The organism is Nocardia sp. NPDC046763 (assembly GCF_040645495.1).
Lineage (GTDB): Bacteria > Actinomycetota > Actinomycetes > Mycobacteriales > Mycobacteriaceae > Nocardia.
On sequence record NZ_JBEYYI010000004.1, the window covers coordinates 51815 to 73392 of the forward strand.

General features: G+C 65.3%; 23 protein-coding genes. All 23 read left to right on the forward strand.

Annotated elements, in window-relative coordinates:
- The first annotated feature begins 61 nt into the window (after positions 1–61).
- The 23 genes from ABZ909_RS07725 (at position 62) to ABZ909_RS07835 (ending at position 21480) form a co-directional block, all read left to right on the forward strand.
- Positions 62–910 carry a hypothetical protein gene (locus ABZ909_RS07725; protein WP_356996923.1) on the forward strand — a complete coding sequence of 283 codons (849 nt, stop codon included), beginning with the start codon at positions 62–64 and terminating at the stop codon, positions 908–910.
- Positions 907–1692, forward strand: coding sequence for a hypothetical protein (locus ABZ909_RS07730; protein WP_356996924.1), 786 nt, complete (start codon positions 907–909; stop codon positions 1690–1692). Before ABZ909_RS07725 ends, ABZ909_RS07730 begins: the two co-directional genes overlap by 4 nt.
- Positions 1693–1854: 162 nt before the next feature.
- Positions 1855–2649 (forward strand): site-specific DNA-methyltransferase, encoded by a 795-nt coding sequence (locus ABZ909_RS07735; protein WP_356996925.1) that lies wholly within the window; start codon positions 1855–1857, stop codon positions 2647–2649.
- A gap of 210 nt (positions 2650–2859) precedes the next feature.
- The gene (locus ABZ909_RS07740) at positions 2860–3243 is read left to right on the forward strand and encodes a hypothetical protein (protein WP_356996926.1); all 384 of its coding nucleotides are present in this window, start codon (positions 2860–2862) and stop codon (positions 3241–3243) included.
- Positions 3240–3875 (forward strand): hypothetical protein, encoded by a 636-nt coding sequence (locus tag ABZ909_RS07745; RefSeq protein ID WP_356996927.1) that lies wholly within the window; start codon positions 3240–3242, stop codon positions 3873–3875. Before ABZ909_RS07740 ends, ABZ909_RS07745 begins: the two co-directional genes overlap by 4 nt.
- Before the next feature lie 23 nt (positions 3876–3898).
- A complete protein-coding gene (locus ABZ909_RS07750) occupies positions 3899–4219 on the forward strand; it encodes a hypothetical protein (RefSeq protein ID WP_356996928.1) in 321 nt (106 codons plus the stop codon).
- Positions 4220–4369: 150 nt separating this feature from the next.
- A complete protein-coding gene (locus ABZ909_RS07755; protein WP_356996929.1) occupies positions 4370–4660 on the forward strand; it encodes a hypothetical protein in 291 nt (96 codons plus the stop codon).
- Positions 4572–6092: a hypothetical protein gene (locus ABZ909_RS07760; RefSeq protein WP_356996930.1), complete on the forward strand. Its 1521-nt coding sequence runs from the start codon at positions 4572–4574 to the stop codon at positions 6090–6092. Before ABZ909_RS07755 ends, ABZ909_RS07760 begins: the two co-directional genes overlap by 89 nt.
- A gap of 17 nt (positions 6093–6109) precedes the next feature.
- On the forward strand, positions 6110–7498 hold the full coding sequence (locus ABZ909_RS07765) for a DUF935 family protein (RefSeq protein WP_356996931.1): 1389 nt from the start codon (positions 6110–6112) through the stop codon (positions 7496–7498).
- Positions 7495–8715: a head maturation protease, ClpP-related gene (locus ABZ909_RS07770; protein ID WP_356996932.1), complete on the forward strand. Its 1221-nt coding sequence runs from the start codon at positions 7495–7497 to the stop codon at positions 8713–8715. The genes ABZ909_RS07765 and ABZ909_RS07770 overlap by 4 nt, the downstream gene beginning before the upstream one ends.
- A gap of 4 nt (positions 8716–8719) precedes the next feature.
- Entirely contained in the window at positions 8720–9091 is a 372-nt protein-coding gene (locus ABZ909_RS07775) for a DUF2190 domain-containing protein (protein ID WP_356996933.1), read from the forward strand.
- 128 nt (positions 9092–9219) lie between these two features.
- Positions 9220–10074, forward strand: coding sequence for a hypothetical protein (locus tag ABZ909_RS07780; protein WP_356997311.1), 855 nt, complete (start codon positions 9220–9222; stop codon positions 10072–10074).
- 3 nt (positions 10075–10077) lie between these two features.
- Positions 10078–10425, forward strand: a complete 348-nt coding sequence (locus ABZ909_RS07785) for a hypothetical protein (protein WP_356996934.1) — start codon at positions 10078–10080, stop codon at positions 10423–10425.
- Positions 10426–10428: 3 nt separating this feature from the next.
- Complete coding sequence (locus ABZ909_RS07790) at positions 10429–10917, forward strand: hypothetical protein (RefSeq protein ID WP_356996935.1); 489 nt, start codon at positions 10429–10431, stop codon at positions 10915–10917.
- Positions 10917–11327 (forward strand): hypothetical protein, encoded by a 411-nt coding sequence (locus tag ABZ909_RS07795; protein ID WP_356996936.1) that lies wholly within the window; start codon positions 10917–10919, stop codon positions 11325–11327. The genes ABZ909_RS07790 and ABZ909_RS07795 overlap by 1 nt, the downstream gene beginning before the upstream one ends.
- Complete coding sequence (locus tag ABZ909_RS07800; protein ID WP_356996937.1) at positions 11327–11698, forward strand: hypothetical protein; 372 nt, start codon at positions 11327–11329, stop codon at positions 11696–11698. The genes ABZ909_RS07795 and ABZ909_RS07800 overlap by 1 nt, the downstream gene beginning before the upstream one ends.
- A 4-nt stretch (positions 11699–11702) precedes the next feature.
- Positions 11703–12266: a hypothetical protein gene (locus ABZ909_RS07805; RefSeq protein ID WP_356996938.1), complete on the forward strand. Its 564-nt coding sequence runs from the start codon at positions 11703–11705 to the stop codon at positions 12264–12266.
- Positions 12267–12275: 9 nt separating this feature from the next.
- Positions 12276–13238 (forward strand): hypothetical protein, encoded by a 963-nt coding sequence (locus tag ABZ909_RS07810; RefSeq protein WP_356996939.1) that lies wholly within the window; start codon positions 12276–12278, stop codon positions 13236–13238.
- An 86-nt stretch (positions 13239–13324) separates the two neighbouring features.
- Positions 13325–13759: a hypothetical protein gene (locus tag ABZ909_RS07815; protein ID WP_356996940.1), complete on the forward strand. Its 435-nt coding sequence runs from the start codon at positions 13325–13327 to the stop codon at positions 13757–13759.
- Between the two features lie 56 nt (positions 13760–13815).
- Positions 13816–14154 carry a hypothetical protein gene (locus tag ABZ909_RS07820; RefSeq protein ID WP_356996941.1) on the forward strand — a complete coding sequence of 113 codons (339 nt, stop codon included), beginning with the start codon at positions 13816–13818 and terminating at the stop codon, positions 14152–14154.
- Positions 14151–18776 carry a phage tail tape measure protein gene (locus ABZ909_RS07825; RefSeq protein WP_356996942.1) on the forward strand — a complete coding sequence of 1542 codons (4626 nt, stop codon included), beginning with the start codon at positions 14151–14153 and terminating at the stop codon, positions 18774–18776. The genes ABZ909_RS07820 and ABZ909_RS07825 overlap by 4 nt, the downstream gene beginning before the upstream one ends.
- Positions 18777–18886: 110 nt before the next feature.
- Positions 18887–19822: a hypothetical protein gene (locus ABZ909_RS07830; RefSeq protein WP_356996943.1), complete on the forward strand. Its 936-nt coding sequence runs from the start codon at positions 18887–18889 to the stop codon at positions 19820–19822.
- Positions 19819–21480 (forward strand): hypothetical protein, encoded by a 1662-nt coding sequence (locus ABZ909_RS07835; RefSeq protein WP_356996944.1) that lies wholly within the window; start codon positions 19819–19821, stop codon positions 21478–21480. Before ABZ909_RS07830 ends, ABZ909_RS07835 begins: the two co-directional genes overlap by 4 nt.
- The last annotated feature ends 98 nt before the right edge of the window (positions 21481–21578 follow it).

Consider the following 21578-nt stretch of genomic DNA (forward strand, 5'->3'; position numbering starts at 1 on the left):
GCTGTGCGCCAAGTGCAGCAACGATCTTGTCGAGCTTCTGCAGTCCATCCCTGGACTCTTCGTGGATCTCACCATCACGCGCATCGGCGCGGCACGGTTCAGCGCTGGCCGTGATGGCGGTCGATCCGCGGAAACGGCGCTCCCCGTGCGGTCGACTGCCCGCAGCGACGGCGACCCGGTCGGCGCTGAGCTCGTCGGAGACCGCGCGCTGATGCGTCTCGAAAACGCAGTCACCACCTGGGCGCGGCTGCTCGCCGAAGACCTCGGTGTCGAGATTCCCATCGGCGCAACGGGATTGGTCGTTCTTACCCACAACAACCGCGGCGCCACTAGAGACCCCACGGCGCTGCCCATTGCGCCGGCGAGTCCACTCGAGCAGGCCGCCGTGTGGCTGGCCTGCCACCCGCACGATCTACGTCGGCACGAGGCTGCCCACGAGCTGCTCGTTGACGTCAGGCATGCCGTCGCCGGTCTGCGTGCGGTTGTCGACCGGCCGATTGAGCTGCGGTACCTCGGTCCCTGTCCGGCGCAGCTCACCGACGGCAGCGTGTGCGCGGCCGAGCTGCGCGCGCAGGTCGAGGCCACGTGGGTTCGCTGTCGCCGGTGTCGCTCGAAATACGAGATCGCGCGCATCCAGGCCGACGCTCGCGCAGCGGTCGAGGACGAGCTGCACACCGTCGCCAACCTCGTGCGGCTGCTCGGGGCCCTCGGCGCTCCCACTCCGCGGCGCACCGTGTACCGATGGGCGCAAGACCATCGGATCGAGCCGCGCGGCTGGCAGCATGTCGGGCCGCAGGGCGTGCGCATCACCGACCATCGCATCGACGAGCGCGACACGCAGGTGTACCGGCTCGGCGACGCGCTGAAACTGGCCGTGCGCGAACGGAACAAGGGAGGATCGGCTGCATGAGCGAACCAAAATGGTGGGCAGCGTCGAAAGAGGGGATCAAGTCTGTTGGAAGGAAATTCACGGGCCGAGGGGCGAACGCCTGGCTTGCCGTATTGAGCGCTACGTTCGTTTCCATTGCGGCCGTTGGATATCTGACAGAGCTGGACCAGGCCCCCACAGTGGCATTCGCTCTCTTCGGGACTGGGCTGGGATTCGCTGCCGCAGTCGTTCACCGTGTTGAAGGTGAGCAGAAATTCTCAGCCCAGATGTTCCAGTTGACACTCGCCCAACTTTCCTCCCGCCGAGAAGGTGAGGGCGAGGAAAGCAAGCCCGTCCCAGTGTCCGTCGAGGTAGAGCGGTCTGGAACGGGCGAAGGCCAGCTGAGTGTCGAGGTCGAGGTCGTAGCGCCGAACCGGCCCGAGATCGCCCTCTTAGACGGTCCGGCCAGCCGGCAAGTGATCGCGCAGTTGGCCGACGCTGCTGCTCGCTATATCGCCTTTCGAGATCCGCTGAGCACTCCCGAATATCGTGTTACCCGAGCAGATGAGGCATTCCAACTGGTGTACAGCATGATGCGAAGCGGTTCGCCGCTCCCCGGTGGCCCGGTCCTGTTGACCTCGTCGCAACCAACGTCCCAGATCATGAACGATGGCGTCGTGATTACCAACCTCGCCAGACAGGTCACGACTGGCGCACTGAGCGTTACCCATGAGCAGGCCGACGATTTCGTGAATGCGGTCAGCGACAGCCTCGCAGCAATTCGTCAGGTCTTCAGCGAGCCGGTCAGCGACAGCCAGCGATGAGGCGGAGACGATCAGCAGCATGAACTCCGATAGGGGCGCCGCAGCACACTGATCTGCGAAAACGTCAAAGTCATGTATCGTGACACAGACAACCGCTGCTGACCGCACGCTCTTGGAGCCCGGTCAGCGGCGGTTTTTTCGTGCCACGAAAGGGGGTGTCGAATGCCATTCGACCCCATCGATCCGCTCGCCTTCACCACCCCGGAAGCCGCCATCGCCGGTGACCGCGTGATCCACGGCGAAGCCCTCAACACCATGCGTCAGCTCCCGGACGGTGCGTTCGACGCGCTGATCACAGATCCGCCGTACTGCTCCGGCGGCACCACAACCAGCGATCGGACGAGCCGGAGCGCCGTGCAGAAGTACGTCAGCTCGGATTCCAAGTCGGGCAAGGCGATGCCCGATTTCCCCGACCAGCGTGACCAGCGCAGCTTCACGATCTGGTCGTCTATCTGGCTCGGCGAAGCACTGCGCCTGGTCCGGCCCGGTGGCCAGGCGCTGGTGTTCACCGACTGGCGGCAACTTCCGGCGCTGTCGGATGCGATCCAGTGCGCTGGGTGGCGATGGCGTGGAATCGTGGTGTGGGCCAAGACAGGCGCGCGTCCGCAGCCTGGGTTCGCCAACGGCGCCGAGTACGTGTTGTGGGCCTCGCACGGCACCATTGACCGCGACCACAAGCCGCCATGCCTGCCCGGCGTCTACACCCTGGCCAGCCCCAGAGGTAAAGTGCGGCAACACATCACACAGAAGCCACTTGAGCTGATGCGTCACCTGGTGCGCACCGTCCCCGCCGATGGGTTGATCCTGGATCCGTTCGCCGGCAGCGGCACAACCGGTGCCGCTGCGCTCGCCGAGGGGAGGCGATTCCTCGGCATCGAGGGCACCTCCGCCTACGCACGCATCGCGGCCGAGCGGCTGGCAGGGCCGATGACCGCCGAGAATGGCACCTCCGTCTAATTCTGAGGTACGGTGGCACACGATCCCGCCGCTGACGACCCGACCCCGGAGTCGGATCGCGGCGGTTTTTTCATGCCCGGATATGGGCGTTCAGCCACTTATTCACCTCTGAAAGGGGTTGCTCATGCTCACCTCTCTGTCTGCCGCCGGGGGTGCCGCGCTCGCCGGTCTTGTGCCCGTCCTGACTGCCCTGTTCGCAACCCTGTTCGCGTGACCAATCCGGCCGACAAGCCGCGCCACCGGCTGCACCGCAGCAACGGCGCGGCTTTCGTTCGTCCCACTGGCGTCACGCGCCACGCCTGGATTGTCGCGCTGCTCCGGAAGTTCGTTCACGACTTCGAAGAGGACGCGGCCACCCAGATCGCGATTCACAAGTGGTTCCTGCGGTTCTGGCTCATCAACTTTATTGCCGTGACGCTGGTTTTCTTTCTGGCGCAAGGTATTTGGCTCCGGCTCAGCGTGTTCTACCTCGTCGCGATTTCGCTCTACGCCAACTTCGCGACGGACTATGACGCATTGAGCGCATCACAAGCCTCGCTGCACGCCAGCGAAGCGCGTGACGCCGCACAGCACAGCGACACCGAAACGGCATGAGCCACTTCGAACCCGAAGCGTGGCGCGAGTTCCTCGAAGGCGGCCACGTCCGCAAAGCCCACGACGGAGACATCCCGATCTGGGCCGGATTCCTCATCACGCAGATCGCCGATCTGCGCAACACGATTGGAGCACTCCTCATGACACAGGCCATCTCCCTGCACACCATGTTCCAGGGCGACATGACCCAGATCCAGAACGCGTTCAACCAGCTCGTCGCCGCCAACACCGCGGCGCAGCAGAACGCGCAGAAGCTGCTCGACCAGATCGCCGCCCTCCAGGCCAAGGTGACCACCCCGGATGCTGACCCGGTCACCAGCGACGATCTGGCGCAGATGAATGCTCTCGCCGCCCAGATCCAGCAGGCCGCGGCATCCACCATCACCACCATCACCCCCGCGCCCGCCACCCCGCCGGCCACCACTGCACCGGCCACCCCGGACAGTGGCACCACCACCGGCACCGATGCTGGTGCGGCTTCGCCCAGTGTCACCAGCCCGGCTACTGCGCCTGCCGCCGCTGCTGCGCCCGACACCACTGCACCGGCCACCACTGCACCGGCCGCGCCGACTGCCAACTCGTCGTCGCAGCCGTTCAAGGTCAACGCTGGCGACACCGGCGCTGGCGCGTAGCAGCACGGAACACATCACCACCCATGGCCGCGCAGCGTAAGAGCACGACGCAGAAGGGTCTCGGGTGGCGTCATCAGCAGGCCGTCGAGCAGCTCAAGCAGCGCCACGTCGACGGGTCTCCCTGCTGGTGGTGTGGCAAGCCCATGTATCTGTCACAGGCGCTGGACGGCGACCACTCCCAATCGCGCAGCCGCGGAGGGGTGCTCGCCGATCGGCTGCTACACGCCTCGTGCAACCGGTCGCGCGGGGATGGTCGCAGGGATCACGAACGGCCGGCACTCACCGGGATGGCCGTCGGATCGGCGCACGATGACCGCCGGGATTGGTGCCTGCTGCCATGGTGACCGTCAACGATGATGGTCGACCTGGGCGGGTAGAGACCCAGTTCAGGGGGCGGTTTGTCCGAAAAATACAACCCCCCGCCCTCCTGACCCCCTCCCTTGATCAGGCAGGCATCCCTCCCCACCGTTTTTCGCCAAAATGGGCGGCCCGAGGTGTCTGAACAGCGAAAACAGAGCTTTTCCAGCGTGATTCAGAGCGGAAATCGCCTGGATTCGCTGATTGCGTTGCGCGATCGGCTCGCTCGGGCGATCGAGAGGTGCTCGGCGCGCGATCTGTCGCCGTTGTCGCGGCAATTGACGGCGCTGCTGGCCGAGATCGAGAAGTTGCAGGCACCGGAGAAGGAGGGCAGCAAGCTTGACGACATTGCTGCCGCCCGCGCCAAGCGGCGTGCCGCTGTTGGGGTGCCAGACACCCCGGCTGCGGAGCGTTCCGCCAGCAGTTAGTTCGGCTGGCCAGGAAACGATCGAGCTGGCGGCTTCCGCCGGTCTCGATCTGGACCTGTGGCAGCAGCTATCGCTCATCGACGCGCTCGGCGAGACCGACCAGGGTCTGTGGGCGGCATTCGAGATGGTCGAGATCGTCGCCCGGCAGAACGGCAAGGGCGGCATCATCGAGGCGCGCGAGCTGGCGGGCCTGTTTCTGTTCGGCGAGCGCCGCATCGTCTACACCGCGCATCTCACGGAGACCGCGCTGGACGCGTTCTATCGGCTGCTGGAGCTGATCCAGTCGACGCCGGAACTGGACAGTCAGGTCAAGAGCGTCAACACGGCCAACGGCAAAGAGGGCATCGTCCTCAAGTCGGGCCAGAGGATCCGATTCAAGACGCGCATTGCGGCAGGCGGACGCGGGCTGCAGGGCGATTGCGTGTTTCTCGACGAGGCGATGTACGTGCAGCCGACGATGATCGGCTCGCTCGTCCCGACGATGGCATCTCGCCCGAACCCTCAGCTGTGGTGGGTCGGTAGTGCGGTCGACAAGCGGATCATGCCGCACGGTGCGTCGTTCTCGCGGGTGCGGCGCCGCGGCATCGCGGGCGATCCGAGGGTGTGCCTGAACGAGTGGAGCGCTCCGGACGATACCGACCGCAACGATCCGCCGATGGAGGCGATCGCCGCGGCGAATCCGGGCATGGGCATCCGCATCACGGTCGGATTCATCCGTGACGAGCAGGGCGCGATGGCGCCGGAGACGTGGGCGGTCGAGCGGCTGGGGATCGGCCTGTGGTTCGAAGAGGAAGACGTCCCGGATGTCATCGATCCGGAGGTGTGGCGAGCGTTGACCGGGCGGATGGCGTTGACCGGCGCTGTGGCACTGGGGTTGTCGATGACACCGCTGGCACCGAAGCGTCCACAGGTGTTGTCCATCGCCGCCGCTTCGCGCACGACGGACGGCAAGACGCACATCGAGGTTGGCTACCACGACACCGGCGTCGGCGCGGCGGCTGAGATCGCGCGTCTGGTCGCCGCGATGCAGCCGTGCGCGCTGGTGATCAACGGCAACGACCCGGCAATGAGTTTGAAGCCGGAGCTGCTGAAACTCGACATCGAGCCCGAAGCGATGTCGTCGTCGCAGATGGCGCAGGCGTGCGGCGCATTCCACCTGGATGCGATCGGCGCGTTGTTGCAGCACACCGGCGACCCGCTATTGAAGGGCTCGCTCAGCGTGGCCGGGCAGCGGGTGATGACCGGCGGCGGCTGGGCATGGACCGCGATCGAGCCGGGCGCGGACATCAGTCCGCTGGAGGCGGCGACCGCGGCGCACTGGGGGCTGGCGAACTTCGGCGACCGGGCGCTGCCCCCGGCGCTGCCGCCGGTCGCGGTGAAGGCGAGCGAGACCCCGATTGTCACGGGGGACCTGATGAGCATGGGTTTCTGAACGAAAGGAGGTGAGCGATGACGAAGGCGGATATCAAACCGGTACTGGCGAAGCGAGCACCGACCCGTGAAATGGGCTACGCCGTCCAGTACCCGGGCGACTACTGGTTCAACGACGTCGAGACGACGCCGGAGCTGCGGTGGCCGCTGTGCACACGCGTCTATGACAGGATGCGACGCCAGGACGCGCAGGTGGCCAGCATTCTGCGCGCGCTCACCCTCCCTATCCTCCGGACCGGCTGGCGGCTCGACCCGAACGGCGCCCGGCCCGAGGTGGTGCAGCACATCGCCGACGATCTGAGGCTGCCGATCGTCGGCCAGGACGCGCACCAGCAGACAACGGACGAGGATTCGCAGCGGAAGTCGAAGCCGCGGGCCCGGGGCCGGTTCAGTTGGACCGAGCATGCGCGGCTGGCGCTGCTGATGGTGCAGTACGGCCACATGTTCTTCGAGCAGGTGTACCGGATCTCGGACGACGGCCGTGCGCATCTGGCGAAGCTCGCCCCGCGTATGCCGCAGTCCATCGCCGCTATCACCGTGGCGGCCGATGGTGGCCTGGTGTCGATCAGCCAGTACGCCATGGGCACGGTCACCGGCGGATTCGTCGCGGGTGGTGCGGGCAACGCCAAGGAGATCCCGGTATCGCGGCTGGTCGGCTACATCTACGAGCGTGAGGGCGGCGTCTGGATCGGCTCGAGTGTCCTGCGGCCGGCCTACAAGAACTGGATGATCAAGGACCGCTTGCTCAGGGTCCAGGCGCAGACGATCGAGCGCAACGGCATGGGCATCCCGTCGTACAAGCTTGCACCGCAGGAGACCGATACCGCGGCGGGCCAGGCGATCGCCACCGGACTGCGTGCCGGTGACAGCTCAGGCGTTGCGATGCCGAACGGCGCGGATCTGCAACTGCTGGGCATCCAGGGCCAGATTCCCGATGCGAACACCCCGATCCGGTACCACGACGAGCAGATCGCCCGCAGCATCCTCGCTCACTTCTTGAACCTCGGAACGCAAACGGGCAGTTGGGCTTTGGGCTCGACGTTCGCGGATTTCTTCGTGATGTCGCTGCAGACGCTCGCCCAAGCGGTCGCCGACACCGCCAATCAGCACATCGTCGAGGACCTGGTCGATCTGAACTGGGGGCCCGACGAGCCCGCGCCGTTGATCGTGTTCGACGAGATCGGGAGCATGCACGACGCCACAGCTGAGGCGATCGCAACGCTGGTCGCGGCGGGTGTGCTGCTGCCGGACAGCGTCCTCGAGCGGGCGGTACGCGTCCAGTTCGGGCTGCCCGACAAGCAGCCGGGCGCGCCCGAGGCTGAGCCGAAACCGCCTGCGCCAGAACCTGTCCCGTCGCCCGGTCCAGCGATCGACGGGCCCGACGACCCGGAGGACGACGGTAAGTGAATCTGTCCCACTACCGCGAGCACATGCGTGCCGCGGCGAACAGTGCTGCCCCGAGCAGCTGGTACCGCATTCGAAACGCAGTCGACGGCAACGAATCCGTGGCACAGATCGACCTGTACGACGAGATCCACCCGTTCTTCGGCGTGTCTGCGCAGCAGTTCGTCGCGGACTTGCGCCAGCTCGACGCCAGCGAGATTCAGCTGCACGTCAATTCGCCGGGCGGGGTCGTGTACGACGGCATCGCGATCATGAATGCGCTGCGGCAGCACGATGCGCGGGTGGTCGCCACCGTGGACGGTCTCGCGGCGTCGGCGGCGGGGTTCATTGTCGTCGGTGCGGCCGACGAGCTCGTGATGGCCGAGAACGCAGAGCTCATGTTGCACAACGCGCGTGGTCTGGCGATCGGCGACGCCGACGACATGGCGAAGATGGCTGACGATCTGCGCCGCACCAACAGCAACATCGCATCCATCTACCAGCGCAAAGCTGGTGGCGAGCTTGACGACTGGCTCGGCGTGATGAGCGACGAGACCTGGTACAGCGCCGCCGAGGCGGTGAAAGCCGGTCTCGCCGATCGCGTCCTGAAGACCAGCAAGAAGGGCGACGACAAGGCGGCGACGAACCGCTGGGATCTGTCGATCTTCGCCCACGCCGGCCGCGCGAACGCGCCAGCACCCCGAATGTCCTTCGCACAAGCGAAGGTTCCACCCCCACGAAAGGACCAGGCCGTGCCTGCTCTCGACGATGGGCTCCGGAAGCTGCTCGGCGTCGGCGCCGACGCGGATGACGGCGCCCTGCTGAACAAGGTGAAGGCGCTCATCGGCGAGCGCGACGAGGCGCTCGAGGAAGCGACCAGCCCGCGGGCCTCGGCGACTCTGCCCGAGGGCGTGATGGCCATCGACGCCCAGGTGTTCGCCGATCTCAAGGCGCAGGCCGAGCAGGGCGCGGCGGCCCGGGTGCGTCAGGAGGAGGACGACCGCGCGCGGGTGATCAAGGCCGCGCTCGACGCGGGCAAGATCGCGCCGGCCAGTCGCGAGACCTGGGAAGAAGCGCTGAAGGAGAACTTCACGCGCGCCTCGGCGCTGCTCGATTCCCTCGCCGCCGGTGTCGTTCCGGTGGAGGGCACCGAGATCGGTACGAGCAAGGTCCCCGACGTGTCGGGCTTGTCCGATGACGAGTTCTACAACAACTTCTGGCCCGACGAAGTGAAGGGATAGCGAGATGGCCGACTACATCCCCATTTATAGCGGCGCGCTGCGGCTGACGCTGATCGCCGGGGCCGCGATCACGGGCGGCCAGCTCGTGTACATCTCGGCCTCGGGCCAGGTGTCGCCCACCACGGCGGCGACCGATGCCTGGGTGGGTGTCGCAGCGTTCGATCAGCCGATCGTCGGGCAGCCGGTCACCGTGCTGGCCGGCGGCGGTGTGCAGCTGCTGGCCGCCTCCGGGACGATCACCGCTGGTGCGGCCGTGTGTGCCGCAACGGGTGGCGCTGTCGCCGCGTTCGGTTCGGGCACCGATTACAACCAGGTCGTCGGGATCGCTGTCACCGCGCCGGCGAGCGGTCAGCTCCAAGTGTTGATGCGCCGGTGACGTTCTCCATCTCCAAATCCTTTCGAAGGGAGTGAATTCCGATGCCTGTGACTTATCCGCCGTCACCGCCTACTCTGTCCGGCGACATCATCTCCATCAGCCGGTTCCTCAACAACCCGGCGCTGGTGATGCGCAAGCTGCGCACCCTCGCGCAGCAGCGTTTCATCGCCGACTACCTGCTGTCGGGCCGCTACGAGGTGTCCGGTGGTGCCATCGTCTACGAGCAGACCGAAAGCATCTACTCTGACCGGCCGCCGGCCCCCGTTGCGCCGGGCTCCGCGTACTCGGAGACCACCACCGGCACGGGTCCCGCGCAGATGGCGAACACCGCCAAGTGGGGCGAGGACACGCTGATCACCGATGAAGCGATCAAGCGCCGCCGCATGGACCCGGTTCAGCGTGCCATGATCAAGGTTGTCAATCAGATGGTGAAAACCGTTGATGGCAACGCGCTTTCGGTCATCGCCTCGCAGGTGACCCAGACCAGCGTCGCGACCGGCGGCGCAGGCTCGGGCAACTGGGCCAACTCGTCGACCGCGACCATCTTCCGTGACTGCATGGTCGCGAAGGCGAAGGTGCGCAAGCTCAACCAGGGCTACGAGCTGGATACCCTCGCGGTGGACGACGTTACGTGGGCCAACATCATCTCCGACCCGGCGATCGCGCTGCTGCTGCGCCGCGAGTCGCCAGCCAGCCCGATCTACACCGGCGATCTGCCGGAGATCGGCCAGTTGCGTGTGCTGCCCACGCCGAACATCCCCACCCCGGGGACCGCGATTCTGGTCGACCACAGCCTGTTGGGTGGCATGGCCGACGAGGAGATCGGCGGTCCCGGCTATGTCCGTGCCCAGGACGGCATTCCGGGCCTCGAGGCGAAGATCATGCGCGAGGACAAGGAGGACCAGTGGCGCCTGCGCTGCCGCCGGTCCACCGTGCCGATCGTGATCGAGCCGAACGCGGCCTGGGTTATCACGGGGGTCTGACCGATGGCATATCTCGTAATCGCACCCCAGATCGTCGCCTACGACATGGGCGGCAACGCGCTGTACTACCTGCGCGATCAGCTCATTCCGTGGCTGAGCCCCAAGGCCAAGGCGCATCTGATCACGATGGGCCTCGTCGAGGAAGTCCCGGATCTGCTGCCGCCCGGTGTGGCTGAGGATGTCCCGCTTGCCGAAGTGCTGCCCGCAGCCCCATCCGACTCTCCGGACCGACCCGCCCCGACCGCTCCGAAGGACAAGTGGGTGGCGTACGTGGTGGGCACGCGCGCGGCGACGCAGGCCGAGGCCGAAGCGCTCACACGCGATCAGCTGATCCAGCTGGCGGCCGGCTAGTCCATGCCCGGCCCGTCGCCGAGTCAGGACGCGTTCGCGTTCGCCGCACCGTCGGATGTCTCGAACAACTGGTGCACGTTCAAATCCCAGGCGGACCAGCAGTGGTGTCAAACGCTGCTGGACGCCGCGGGCCTGTGGATCACCAATAGGTTCGCGGCGATCGGCCAGACGATCCCGCTCAGCGACCCGCGCGGCTTCATCGTCAGCATTGACGTGGTCCGGGCGGCGATGGAGCGGGCGAAGTACCCCGGCATCCACTCCGGAACACATCTCGTCGACGGGCGGTCGGATTCATGGTCCGGGCCGCGCACCGCGACCACGGACGATGCGGGCCGGACGCTGGTGTTCACGCCGTACCACGAACAGCTGCTGGGGCTGTTCAAACCAACGCAGCCGGTCGGCCAGTTCGGAAACGTCATGCGGCCGGTGGATCCGATCATTCTCGGCGGCGAGGACTGGCCGCTGGTCGACCGCTCACTGTGGTGGTCCTGATGAAGCCGTTCACCGCGCTGGGCGACGAGACTCTGATCGTCAATGCTCGTGTGCCGCTGTTGAATTCGGATGGTAGTCAGCAGCGGGACGGTTACAACAAGCCCCTGTACGAGTACGCGCCGGTGGCCGTTCCGGGCTGCTCGTTCCGCGAGCTCAGCAGCACCGAACACGATCTGGATGTCCATCCGACGGACGTGGTGGCGCGCGGCATGATGCCGCCGACCTATCCAGTGCCGAACGGCACTCTGGTGCCGACTCAGGCACCTACGCCGGTACCCGAAGCGGAAACGCCGGTGACGTGGCAGCGCAACGGCAAAACCTATGTGCTTCAAGGCCCCGCTCGTCTGGTGGAGGACCCGGCTGGCGACCTCGACCACATCGTGTTCATCACTCGATTGAGGAGTGGCTAGTGAGTGTCGATATCGCTGCTGTGCGAGCGGAATTGGAGCTGCTCGCAGGGGAATTCATGGCGACATCCGCCGAGGTGCGCGATGGGCTGAAGGAGGCCGCCGAGCATGGCGCGGAGATCGGGCGCGGTATCGCCGAGGCCGAGCTCACCCATTCCCGCCGCCACGTCACCAAGGGCGGCTACGTCAACGAGCCCGGCGACTATGCCCGCGCGTTCCGCGGCGAGCGGGTATTCGTCAACGGCGCATGGCATGGCCGTGTCGTCAACGACGACTGGAAATGCTGGTGGATCGAGGACGGCACCGAGAAGTGGCCCAAGCACGCGATCATGCTGCGCACCGCGGCGCAGATGCGCGGAAACGACACGGACTGAGCCGGTGAGTGATTCCGTCGACGCCGGTGCCGGTGCGGATGCTGGCATCGTCGCCGTTCCGATAGTCGATTCGGGCTGGAACGTCGACTTCGGACCGATCGCTGACACTGTGCCGCCCGACACCGGATCTAGTGTCGACTCGGCAGCGGAGGAGCCAACCGAATTCAGTTTCGCGAACCTGAGTGAGGTCGTGATCGCCTGGTTCCTGCAGGTGGACTGGCTCGGTGATCTCGGCATAGACATGCCGAATCCGCCGACGTTGCCATATCTGCTGGTGACCCAAATTCCGGGCGGCACCGACAACCGGGTGACCGCTCGGGGCCTCGTCTCCCTGGACTTGTTCGCAAACGACCTTGGTGTGGCGATCACCCTCGGCCGGCGCATGCATGCGCGGATGCTCGCGCTTCGCAATCAAGTCGTCGCGGTCGGTGGCTGGCCGGTGCCGATCGGCGAGATCAAGACGCTGCAGCTACCCGGCTACAGCCCCTATTCCGATGACCCTCTGCTGATGCATCGCGTCGTCGCCTCGTACGAGGTGCGCAGCGATTGGGATGCCCAACCCTTGTAAGGAGTTTCGATGACGACCGACCAATTGGCGCCGTGGGATAGCTTTTTCGGCGGCAACCTCGACCAAATGTTTCGCGGGCAGTTCGGTAGCTGTCTGGTCAAAGATTATGACGGAGTTACCAACTGGGCGAACTGGACACCGTTCGATCAGACTGGCGAGATCAAGTCCACGTTCTACCAGAACGGCGTTTTCTCTGACGGCTGGTCCGATCTCGGCTTCGGCGACAAGACCGGCGCCAAGTTCTCGCAGAACCTGACCGTGAACCAGTCCGACCCGTGGCAGTCGCGCCGCGAGGAGGACCCGAACATCACCAAGCAGTCGGAGACGGGCGTTTTCACTGCGCTGCAATCGAATCCGACGATCGACGCGCTGCAGGACGGCCTTCCGCTGGCCGCGATGCCGTCCGTAGGGACCGCTGGCTACGGCTATGCGATGCCCAGGTTTCCGGGGGTCACCTACCGGACGGTCGCGTTCATGGGCATGCGGCTCAATCGAGCTGGATTGCTGTGGATGAAGTGGCGGCTTTACCCCTGCTGCACCATGTTGAAGCCGAGCGAGACCGAGTGGTCGGCCGAGAATCCTGAGAAGACTGTGTTGACCTTCGAGGCGCACGAGTGCCAGATCTCCGGCTCGGCCCGGTTCGTCCTCGAGGACGGCCCCGGCTGGCGCTACTTGGGCGGTCCGACCGCCGCGCCCGGCACGCCGGTGGCGACCGCGACCGGTAGCGGCGGCGTCACCATCACCGTCCCGGCACCCGTGTCTGCGAACAGTCCGTTCACCTACAAGGTGTTCCGCACATCCGCGCCGACGACTCCGATCACCCCGACCTCGGTCGGCGGCACCGCGCTGAACCCGATCCTGACCCTGAGCGGGCAGGCCACCGGCACCGCGACCTACACCGTGCAGGCCATCGGCTCCAACGGCACGACCTCGCCGCAGTCGGTGGCGTCGGCGCAGATCACCGTCACCTAATTCCCGAATACCCCGGCGTGGCGGCTTGTGGCTGGACGCCGCGCCGGGACCAGCCACACAGCCACACCTTTTAGGAGGAAATTCCGATGATAGGCACGATCTACAACCTCGAGGATTGGCGCGCACAGGGATTGGAGGCACTGGGCGCGGATGCTGGCATCTCGTTCCAGCCGCGGCCCGGTGGCGAGGTGTTCACCGTCCCGCATCCTCTGACGCTCACCGATGACCAGCACGGCGCACTGGACCGGGCCTCGGGGTCGCTGTCCGTCGCGACTGTGCTGCTCGGCGGCGGCGATACCTATGCCCGGTTCGTGGCGGCGGGTGGCCGCGCATCGGACGTGATGATGGCGTGGCGCGTCATGCAGCAGAGCGTCGAGCTGGACCCTACTTTGACCGCGTTTTCGCCCTGGTCCGGCGGTGTGCGAAACAGCTCGAATCTGACCTCGAACATCACTATCCCGGCGAGCGCCGCCCCCTCCATCAATGGTGGCGCACCGTCGGAACAGGCTCCGGCGAGCTAACAAGCCGAAGGCTGCTCGTGCTTATCGAAGGGCTGCCACCCACATGCGCTACGCGGGTGAAGCTCGGCGCCGATCCGTGGACACCGACCGAGCATCTGCTGCGCGACATCGCGAACTCGGGCCGCTCGTCGGATGCGTTGCTGTTCAACGTCTATCGCGATCGCGAGAAGACCGAGCCGCGCACGTTCGAACCGATCCCGTCACCGAAGCGCGAGCTCACGCCCGAGCAGCAGGCGGCCGAGGAACAGCGGCGCGTCGAGGAGCAGCGCGAGCTGGAGATCGCAGAGAACTCTGCGGTAGTCACCCACGACATCGGCGAGCTGCTGTTCTCGGGGCAGCTGACCATGCTCGAGCTGTCACGGCGCATCCAGGCCGAGAGAGGGATTGAGCCGTGAAGGGCGTCTGGTTCGACATCCTTCCGAGGATGGTGGGCATGTCGGCGGAAGCCGACAAGATCGTCGCCGAATCAGAGAAGGCCGGATCCAAGGCGGGTAAGGCGTTCTCGGGCATGTTCTCTCGCGAGAGCGCCTCCGGCACTGCCGCGGCGATGAAGGCACAGGTCAACTCGGCCGTTACCGCGCTTGAGCAGGCATCGGCCCGGTCCGTCCAGGCGCACGACCGGACCGCGGACGCGGTCGGCCGTGTCCGCCTCGCCGAGCAGAAGCTCAACGATGTCCGCACGAAGTATGCCGAGGATTCGACGCAGTTCGTCCGGGCCGAAGAGGCTCTGGCGAAGGCCAAGCGCGACACGGCGACTGCGTCCGGCGTCGCCGAGACTGCGGCGACCCAGGAGGGTCGCGCCCTGGAAACGCTGGCCGCCAAACAGGATGCTCTGTCGAAATCCTCCGGCACCATGTCGACCGCGCTCAAGGGCGCGGCGACGGTCGGCGTTGGTGGCCTCGTCTTCGGCATGGGCGAAAGCATCAAGGCCGCAGGGGATTTCCAGGCCAGCCAGACGCGCTTGGTGACCACCGCGGGCGAGGATCAGAAGAACCTGGAGATGGTCTCCAAGGGCATCTTGGACATGGCCGGGCAGGTCGGTGTGTCGGCCGAGGAGCTGTCCAAGGGCATGTACACGATCGAATCTGCGGGCTATCACGGGCAGGACGGTCTCAACCTCTTGAAGGCCGCCAGCCAGGGGGCGCGTCAGGAGAACGCGGACCTGAAGGACGTCACGGATGCTCTGACGACGTCGATGCACGACTTCAACATCGCGCCCGACAAGTCCGCCGATGTCATGTCCAAGATGATCACTGCGGTCAGCAATGGCAAGACCACCCTGGGTGACTTCGCGGGCGCCCTGCATTCGGTGGAGCCCGCCGCGCATGCAGCCGGTATATCGCTGGAAGACACGTACGCGACATTGGCGATGATGACGCGCACCGGTGAGAGCGCCCAGCAGTCCACCGAAAACATGACCGACGCGATCCGGCATTTGTCGTCCCCGACGCAGCAGATGACCGAGGAGATGTCACAGTTCGGGATTTCCTCGGCGGATGTTCAGCAGCATCTCGGCGAGCGCGGGCTCACGGGCACGATGGACATGCTTGCCAAGTCCGTGCGCGACAAGATGAACCCGGCGCAGCAGATCGTCATCGATACGTTCAACAAGAACAACCAGGTCACCGCCGATGCAAAACGCATATTCGACAGCCTGCCGCCTGCGGCGCAATCGGTCGCGCAGGCGGTCAAGGACGGTTCGCTCTCGTTCGCGGAATTCCGCAAAACGGGCGGTGGTCTCGCTGTCGACCAGAAGAACCTGGTCGATCAATGGTGGTCTCTGGAAAAGAAGGCGGACGGATTCAACTCCGTTTTGAAGGCTGGAAAGTCGGATATCCAGACCTATCAGGAAGCCCTGAACAAGATGACCGGCACCGTTGCCGGGTCCACGGTGGCGATCGATGTGACCGGTGACAATTCCGAGGACACCGCGAAGGTTAAAGCCGACACCGAGGGCGCAAAGGGCGGCCCCAATGGCGATATCAAGGGATGGGACGAAGTCCAGGGCAATTTCAATCAGAAATTGGCTCAGACCAAGGCATCCGTCGGTGCAACTGCGATCGCGATCGGCACCGATCTGCTGCCTGCGGCGACGAAATTCCTCGGCTATCTCCAGAGTGCTGCGGGCTGGCTCGATAAGCACAAGACGGCCACGGAAGGGGTCGTCATCGCTATCGGCGGTCTCGCTACCGCCTGGGGAACGATCAAGGTCGCACAGGGCATCTGGGGTGGGCTGAGCACCGTGGTCGGCGGCGTGAAGTCGACGATCAGCGGTATCGGCACCGCGGCGAAGACGGGCGCCGACCTGATCTCGGCCGGCGCGAGTGGCGTGCAGAACGTCGCGACGAGCGCGCGGGACTGGTGGGCTTGGACCGGGTCGGCGAAGGCTGCCGCGGTCAAGGACTTCGTGGCCACGAAGACGAGCGCGGTCACCGAATCGATCGCGTCGGGCGCGGCCTGGGCGAAACAGGGCGTCGTCGCTGGTACCGCATGGGTCGGAATGCAAGCCAAGGCGGTCGGGGCGTTCGTGGCGACGAAGGCGTCGGCCGCGGTCTCCGCGGCGGAGACATCGGCCGCGTGGGTGGCATCAAATGCCAAGGTCGTGGCGGCTTTCGTAATGACCGAGGGCGCGGCGATCGCGGCCGGCGTGGCCGAGAAGGGCATGGCCGCAGCGACATGGCTGCTCGACGCTGCGATGGATGCGAATCCGATTGGCCTGGTAGTCGTCGCTCTGGGTGCCCTGACCGCCGGTGTGATCTACGCGTACAACCACGTCGGTTGGTTCCGAGACGCGGTGAACGACTGCTGGGACTGGCTGAAAAAGGCCGGCGCCTGGATCGGCCACGAATTCATGGACATCTGGCACAAAGCCGGTGACCTGGTCCACGACATTTCCGAGAAGATCGGCGCCGCCGGACATTTCGTCGGCGAGGCTTTCAAGCTGGGCGCCAAGGTCGCGACCGATGCATGGCACGACCTGGAAAAGGGTCTGGGCGAGCCGACGTATCTGGTGATGCGGTACGTGTACCAGGACGGTATCCGGAAGATGTGGGACTCGGCGTCCGATACGGTCGGTGGCGCGCTCGGTCACCTGCCGGACCTGTCGAACGAGATCGAGCGGATTCCTCATTTCCGCGACGGCGGTGTGTATTCCGGGCCCGGGATCGTCGGCCAGGGTTCGGGCTGGCCGAACGACGACGTGAACGCGAAACTGGCGAAAGACGAAGGTGTCGCGGTTCCCGGATTCGTGAAATGGTTCGGCATCGACAATTGGCACGCGGCGAATCGGTATTTCTCCGGTCGTTCCGGCGGTGACGGATTCCATTTCTCGCCCGGCGGGATCTTCGACGGCGTAGGCGATTTCTTCTCCGGCGCGAGCAACCCTGCGGAGTGGCTGCGTAGCAAGCTCACCGATGCCATCACGGGCGCCGAGGGGATGATCGGCGGAGAAAGCATGTGGAAGCGGCTGTTGTTCCAGCTGCCCGAGCACATGATCGACAAGCTGATCGACTGGGGCAAAGACAAGCTCGGGTCCGTGGTGCATGGTGCGAAGGACCTGGTCAGCGATGTCGGGCACGCGCTCGGATTCGCCGAGGGCGGCATCTACGACGACGCTGGCGGTGTGCAATCCGGCGGCACGACGGCCGCGCCCAAGAGCGGCTTGCAGGTGGCGCTGGACGCGATTCGCGATCACCTCTCCACGATGTACGACTGGGGCGGCACCGATCTCGCCGCTGGTGTCGACTGCTCAGGCCTTGTTGGCGATGCGCAGCTGCTCGCGACCGGGCAGCAGCCCGATCACCGGCTCGGCACCACGGACACACTGATGTCGGGTGGCTGGCCCGGAATGATCAAGGGCGCGACCAAGAACGACTACTTCGTTGCGGGCGTGAATGACCACCACATGGTCGGCAGCATCTTGAACACCCCCTTCGAGGCGCGTCAGACCGGCGAGCACCTCCGCATGGGCTCGGGCGCGGCGAGTCCATTCGATACCCAGTTCGTCGAGCAATGGCATCTGGATCCTTCGCTGATCGAGCCGGCGTATCACCCGGGCCTCAGCGACGACCCGCTCACCAGTGCGAGCCCGACTGACAAGGCCGGCAGATACAGGGAGGCGGCTCAGCGAGAGCTGGATCTGGCCAAGAAGCACGATGCCGATGCCGAGAAGTACCTCACCGAGGCCGCGAAGTACAAGGAGGGCTTGCCCGTCGAGAAGCAGCGGCATCTCGATGCGATGCAGCGCCACCTGGACGCGGCGGCCGAGGCCGACAAGCTCGCGAGCTTCACCACTGGCGCTGAGCAGCAGAAGCATCTGGACGCCGCGAAGCACGATCGGGAGTTGGCGCAGAAAGCTCAGGAGGCCGCGGGCAACGTCGGCGGCAAGGCGCAGAAGTACCTGGACGAGGCGGCGAAAGCGCGGCAGCAGGCCGCTGACGAGCGTAAGCGCGCCCAGGAGGATCTGGCGAAGGCGGACAAGGCTGCGACGTCGCCCGGCAAGAAGTCCAGCACTGATACCAACGGCGGTTGGATGACGTTCGAGCAGGCTGGAGAGAAGGCCGGCGGTTTGGCGGCCACCATGTTCCTCGACAGCACTGGCCTGGGCAACACGATCGTGGCCGACCCGAACAAATCGCCTCTGCTGCGCATCGGCAAGCAGCTGACCAACCTGAAAACCTCTGGGCAGGAACCGAATTGGGGTGCGAGCCCGTTCCTTTCGCCGCAGAAGACCGATGAGGATTTGTCGGACTTGTTGCCCGCCACTCATGACCTGGGTGGCCTCATCCCGCCCGGGCTGTCGCTGGTGAACAATCGGACCGGCGGCAATGAGGTGTTGGTGATCAATCCTCAGCTCGCGCAACAGCGTTCGCCCGAACCGGTTGGCGCACCTCGCGGCCGACGCGACAGCGGTAGCGGCCCGGTGGTCAGCATCAATACCTGGGTGGCCGCCAGCAATGACCAGGCGGAGGCGAATCGCCTCGGCCGCACCGTCAACCAGTACGCGAGCAAGCGGTGAGCTTCCCAATCACCGGCGCCGACACCGGTACCGGCGCGGACGCGCAGACCGCCGGGCCCCACGCTGCCGACACGGGCACGGGTGCGGACTCGGGCGGGATTCCGCGTCCGGTGACGCTGACACGGCCAGCACTGCAGGGTGTGTGCCAGTCGATCCTGTTCGACGATCTGGCCTGGGTGCGCGTCTGCGACGCCAACGGCAAGATTTGGCCCATCGACGGCCCGATGCGGCCGAGGCCGCCGTTGGGTGAGGGTGTCGTGCTCGACGAGATCGCCATCAAACCGATTTTCAAGCACCTCGACCAGGCGGGTGCGCACCAGGTCGGCGTGACGCATCTCGACGTCGTTTGGGACGCGACGGAATTCGAAATGTTGATCACGTTCCGGTCGCCTACGCGCGGCGGTGTGCGCAAGGTGTTCCGTGAATGGCTGATGGGCTGGGATCCACGCCGAACCTGTCAAATGGCTTGGTTCACTCCGCAATTGGGTAACTGGTGGATCGATGTGCGCCAGCTCGAGGTGATCAGCGACAAGGTCCCTCCCGGGGCGATGGAGTCGTTCCAGATGAGTTTCCATGCCCGCGCTGACTTCCCCTGGTTCCGGTCGTTCGACTCGCGCTCGCCGGTGATGACTGCCGACAGCAGCGGCAATCTCGTGGACCCGATCAAGGCGACACAACCGCACGTGGCCGCGCCAACCAACTTCCAGCGCGTCACGAACTGGGGCGACCAGCCGGCATTCCCGGTGCATTTGCTGCAGGGCCCGGGCACGTTCACCCTCGGCGACAACGGCGGTCCGGGCACGGTCACCATCCCTGTCAAGGCCGGACAGTTGGTGCACGTGACCACTGACCCGGCGGTGCAGACGGTCACCGAGATCAACACCGGCGCGAACCTGTATCCGCTGATCAAGGGCCGGTTTTCGCAGCCGGTCCCGGCCGCGCCGGGCGGCTACGAGATCCGTATCCCGATCTCGGTCACTGGATCTCAGTCGGGCGTCACCTCGGCGCTGACCAAGCTCACGCCGCTGCGTAGGTGGCCGCAATGACGCTGCCGGTGCCGGTCAATCTGACGGCCGCCAATCCTGCGCGGATCTTCGACCAGGCCGACGCCGCGATCGCCGCAGCGCAACCCGACTACAGCAGGCCCGCCTACGTGGTGGAGATCCTCGACCCCACCGGCGCACCGCTGGGCGTCGCGGACGACTACCTGGATTTGGAGTGGGAGGATAATCCCGAATTACCCACGGCGACACTAGTTCTGAAAGGAACAGATCCGTGGGCGCCGCTGTGCGTGGCCTGCGACTACACGGTGGTCACGGTCCTGATCTACGACAACCAGGGCAACAAGATCTGGACCGGGTTCGTCGATGACTGCGACGACATCGACGACAAGGGCGTCGAGACCGTCACCGTGCAGCTGCTCGGCCACGCGGCCTGGTTTCAGAACTTCTGCGTCTACCCGAATTTCATTCTGCCGCCGATCCTTCAGGAGCCGAAGGAAGCGATATACATCGGCCCGGCCTGCACGAACCTGAAAATGATGTGGGCGGAACAAATCGCCCGTTACGCGGTCACTCTGGGGCTGATCGAGCTGCTCGAGGACATCCTGAATCCGCTGGCGTGGCTGCAAGGAATCACCGAGGGCGCCGAGCTTCCGGCGGTGGTCGTGCCGGTGAACGCGCTCACCGATTCCTCGCCGTGGGTGGCGATTGTCGCCCGCATGGAGGACGCGGCGACCTTGCAGCAGCCAGCTATCAAAGGCACCGGCGTGCTGCCCACGGCGACGTTCTGGAAGGTCGGTGACCCGCAACCAGCACCGCAGTGGTTCACGCTGACCACGCCGTGCATCGTGTTCGACTGCCAGGACTATTCGAACGTCACGGGTTTCGATGCCGGGTTCTTGACCGGCCTGATCGGTGAGGCTGTCGCGCTCGCGGACACCGCTCTCGGCGAGATCATGCAGGTGGTTGGCGTGGCTGAGCAGCAGGACAACAACATGACCGACCCCTATGGAAATGGGCCGCTTGCAACGGCATTGGGGCTGCTGGCGAAACCGGCTTGGGTGGTGTTCGACGCGGACTCGAAGTATTCGGGTATCGAGAAGTGCAGGATCTCGAGCCATCATCCGCAAGCCTGGAGCCTCATCGTGGGCGGCAAGTCGCCGACCTGGGTGAACCGCGGCATCGATTTCCTACTCGAATTGTTTATCGGGGGATTGTTGTCGGTGTTCGGCGCGTCCGGGATCGCGCCCGACATCTTGAATGGGGTTTTCGATGATGTGGTTTTGGCGTTCGAACCCTTTTACGATCTCGCGCGCCAGAAGAGGTTGGGGAAGTTCGCGCGGCCGGAAAAGCTGGTAGCCGCAGGGTCGCAGGCATTCACGCCGTCCGCGATGGTCGCTGGTGCGCAAGGACTGTGGGACACAAGGGGCTTCCGTGCGATGGAGCTGACGATCACTGATCAGCGTCAGTACGTGTTCGGCCGCGATTACGGCATCTACACGCCGGTCAGCGTTATCAAACGCGGTGTCCTCTATACGGATTACGTCTACAAGGTCGTCGGCAAGGACGACCGCACCACCCGTGCATCGATCGTCACGTCCGTCGGCGACGGGAAAGGGCACGAACAGCCGATGGTGAAGGCCATGCGATTCATCGACGGAGCCCAAAAGGCTTTGAACGCAGCCATGTTGGCGCAGAACTAGAAAGGCGACGGCGATTACCAGTTTCGTCCAGAACTCTGATGGGTCCTACACGATCAATGCGCAGATCAACTGCCGCGACTTCGACAGCTTCCTCGAGA

Coding starts and splice junctions, on each gene's coding strand:
- ABZ909_RS07785 (WP_356996934.1), top strand. CDS start 10,078: ATGGCATATCTCGTAATCGCACCCCAGATCGTCGCCTACGACATGGGC.
- ABZ909_RS07730 (WP_356996924.1), top strand. CDS start 907: ATGAGCGAACCAAAATGGTGGGCAGCGTCGAAAGAGGGGATCAAGTCT.
- ABZ909_RS07750 (WP_356996928.1), top strand. CDS start 3,899: ATGGCCGCGCAGCGTAAGAGCACGACGCAGAAGGGTCTCGGGTGGCGT.
- ABZ909_RS07735 (WP_356996925.1), top strand. CDS start 1,855: ATGCCATTCGACCCCATCGATCCGCTCGCCTTCACCACCCCGGAAGCC.
- ABZ909_RS07765 (WP_356996931.1), top strand. CDS start 6,110: ATGACGAAGGCGGATATCAAACCGGTACTGGCGAAGCGAGCACCGACC.
- ABZ909_RS07775 (WP_356996933.1), top strand. CDS start 8,720: ATGGCCGACTACATCCCCATTTATAGCGGCGCGCTGCGGCTGACGCTG.
- ABZ909_RS07835 (WP_356996944.1), top strand. CDS start 19,819: ATGACGCTGCCGGTGCCGGTCAATCTGACGGCCGCCAATCCTGCGCGG.
- ABZ909_RS07745 (WP_356996927.1), top strand. CDS start 3,240: ATGAGCCACTTCGAACCCGAAGCGTGGCGCGAGTTCCTCGAAGGCGGC.
- ABZ909_RS07780 (WP_356997311.1), top strand. CDS start 9,220: ATGCGCAAGCTGCGCACCCTCGCGCAGCAGCGTTTCATCGCCGACTAC.
- ABZ909_RS07810 (WP_356996939.1), top strand. CDS start 12,276: ATGACGACCGACCAATTGGCGCCGTGGGATAGCTTTTTCGGCGGCAAC.
- ABZ909_RS07815 (WP_356996940.1), top strand. CDS start 13,325: ATGATAGGCACGATCTACAACCTCGAGGATTGGCGCGCACAGGGATTG.
- ABZ909_RS07795 (WP_356996936.1), top strand. CDS start 10,917: ATGAAGCCGTTCACCGCGCTGGGCGACGAGACTCTGATCGTCAATGCT.
- ABZ909_RS07790 (WP_356996935.1), top strand. CDS start 10,429: ATGCCCGGCCCGTCGCCGAGTCAGGACGCGTTCGCGTTCGCCGCACCG.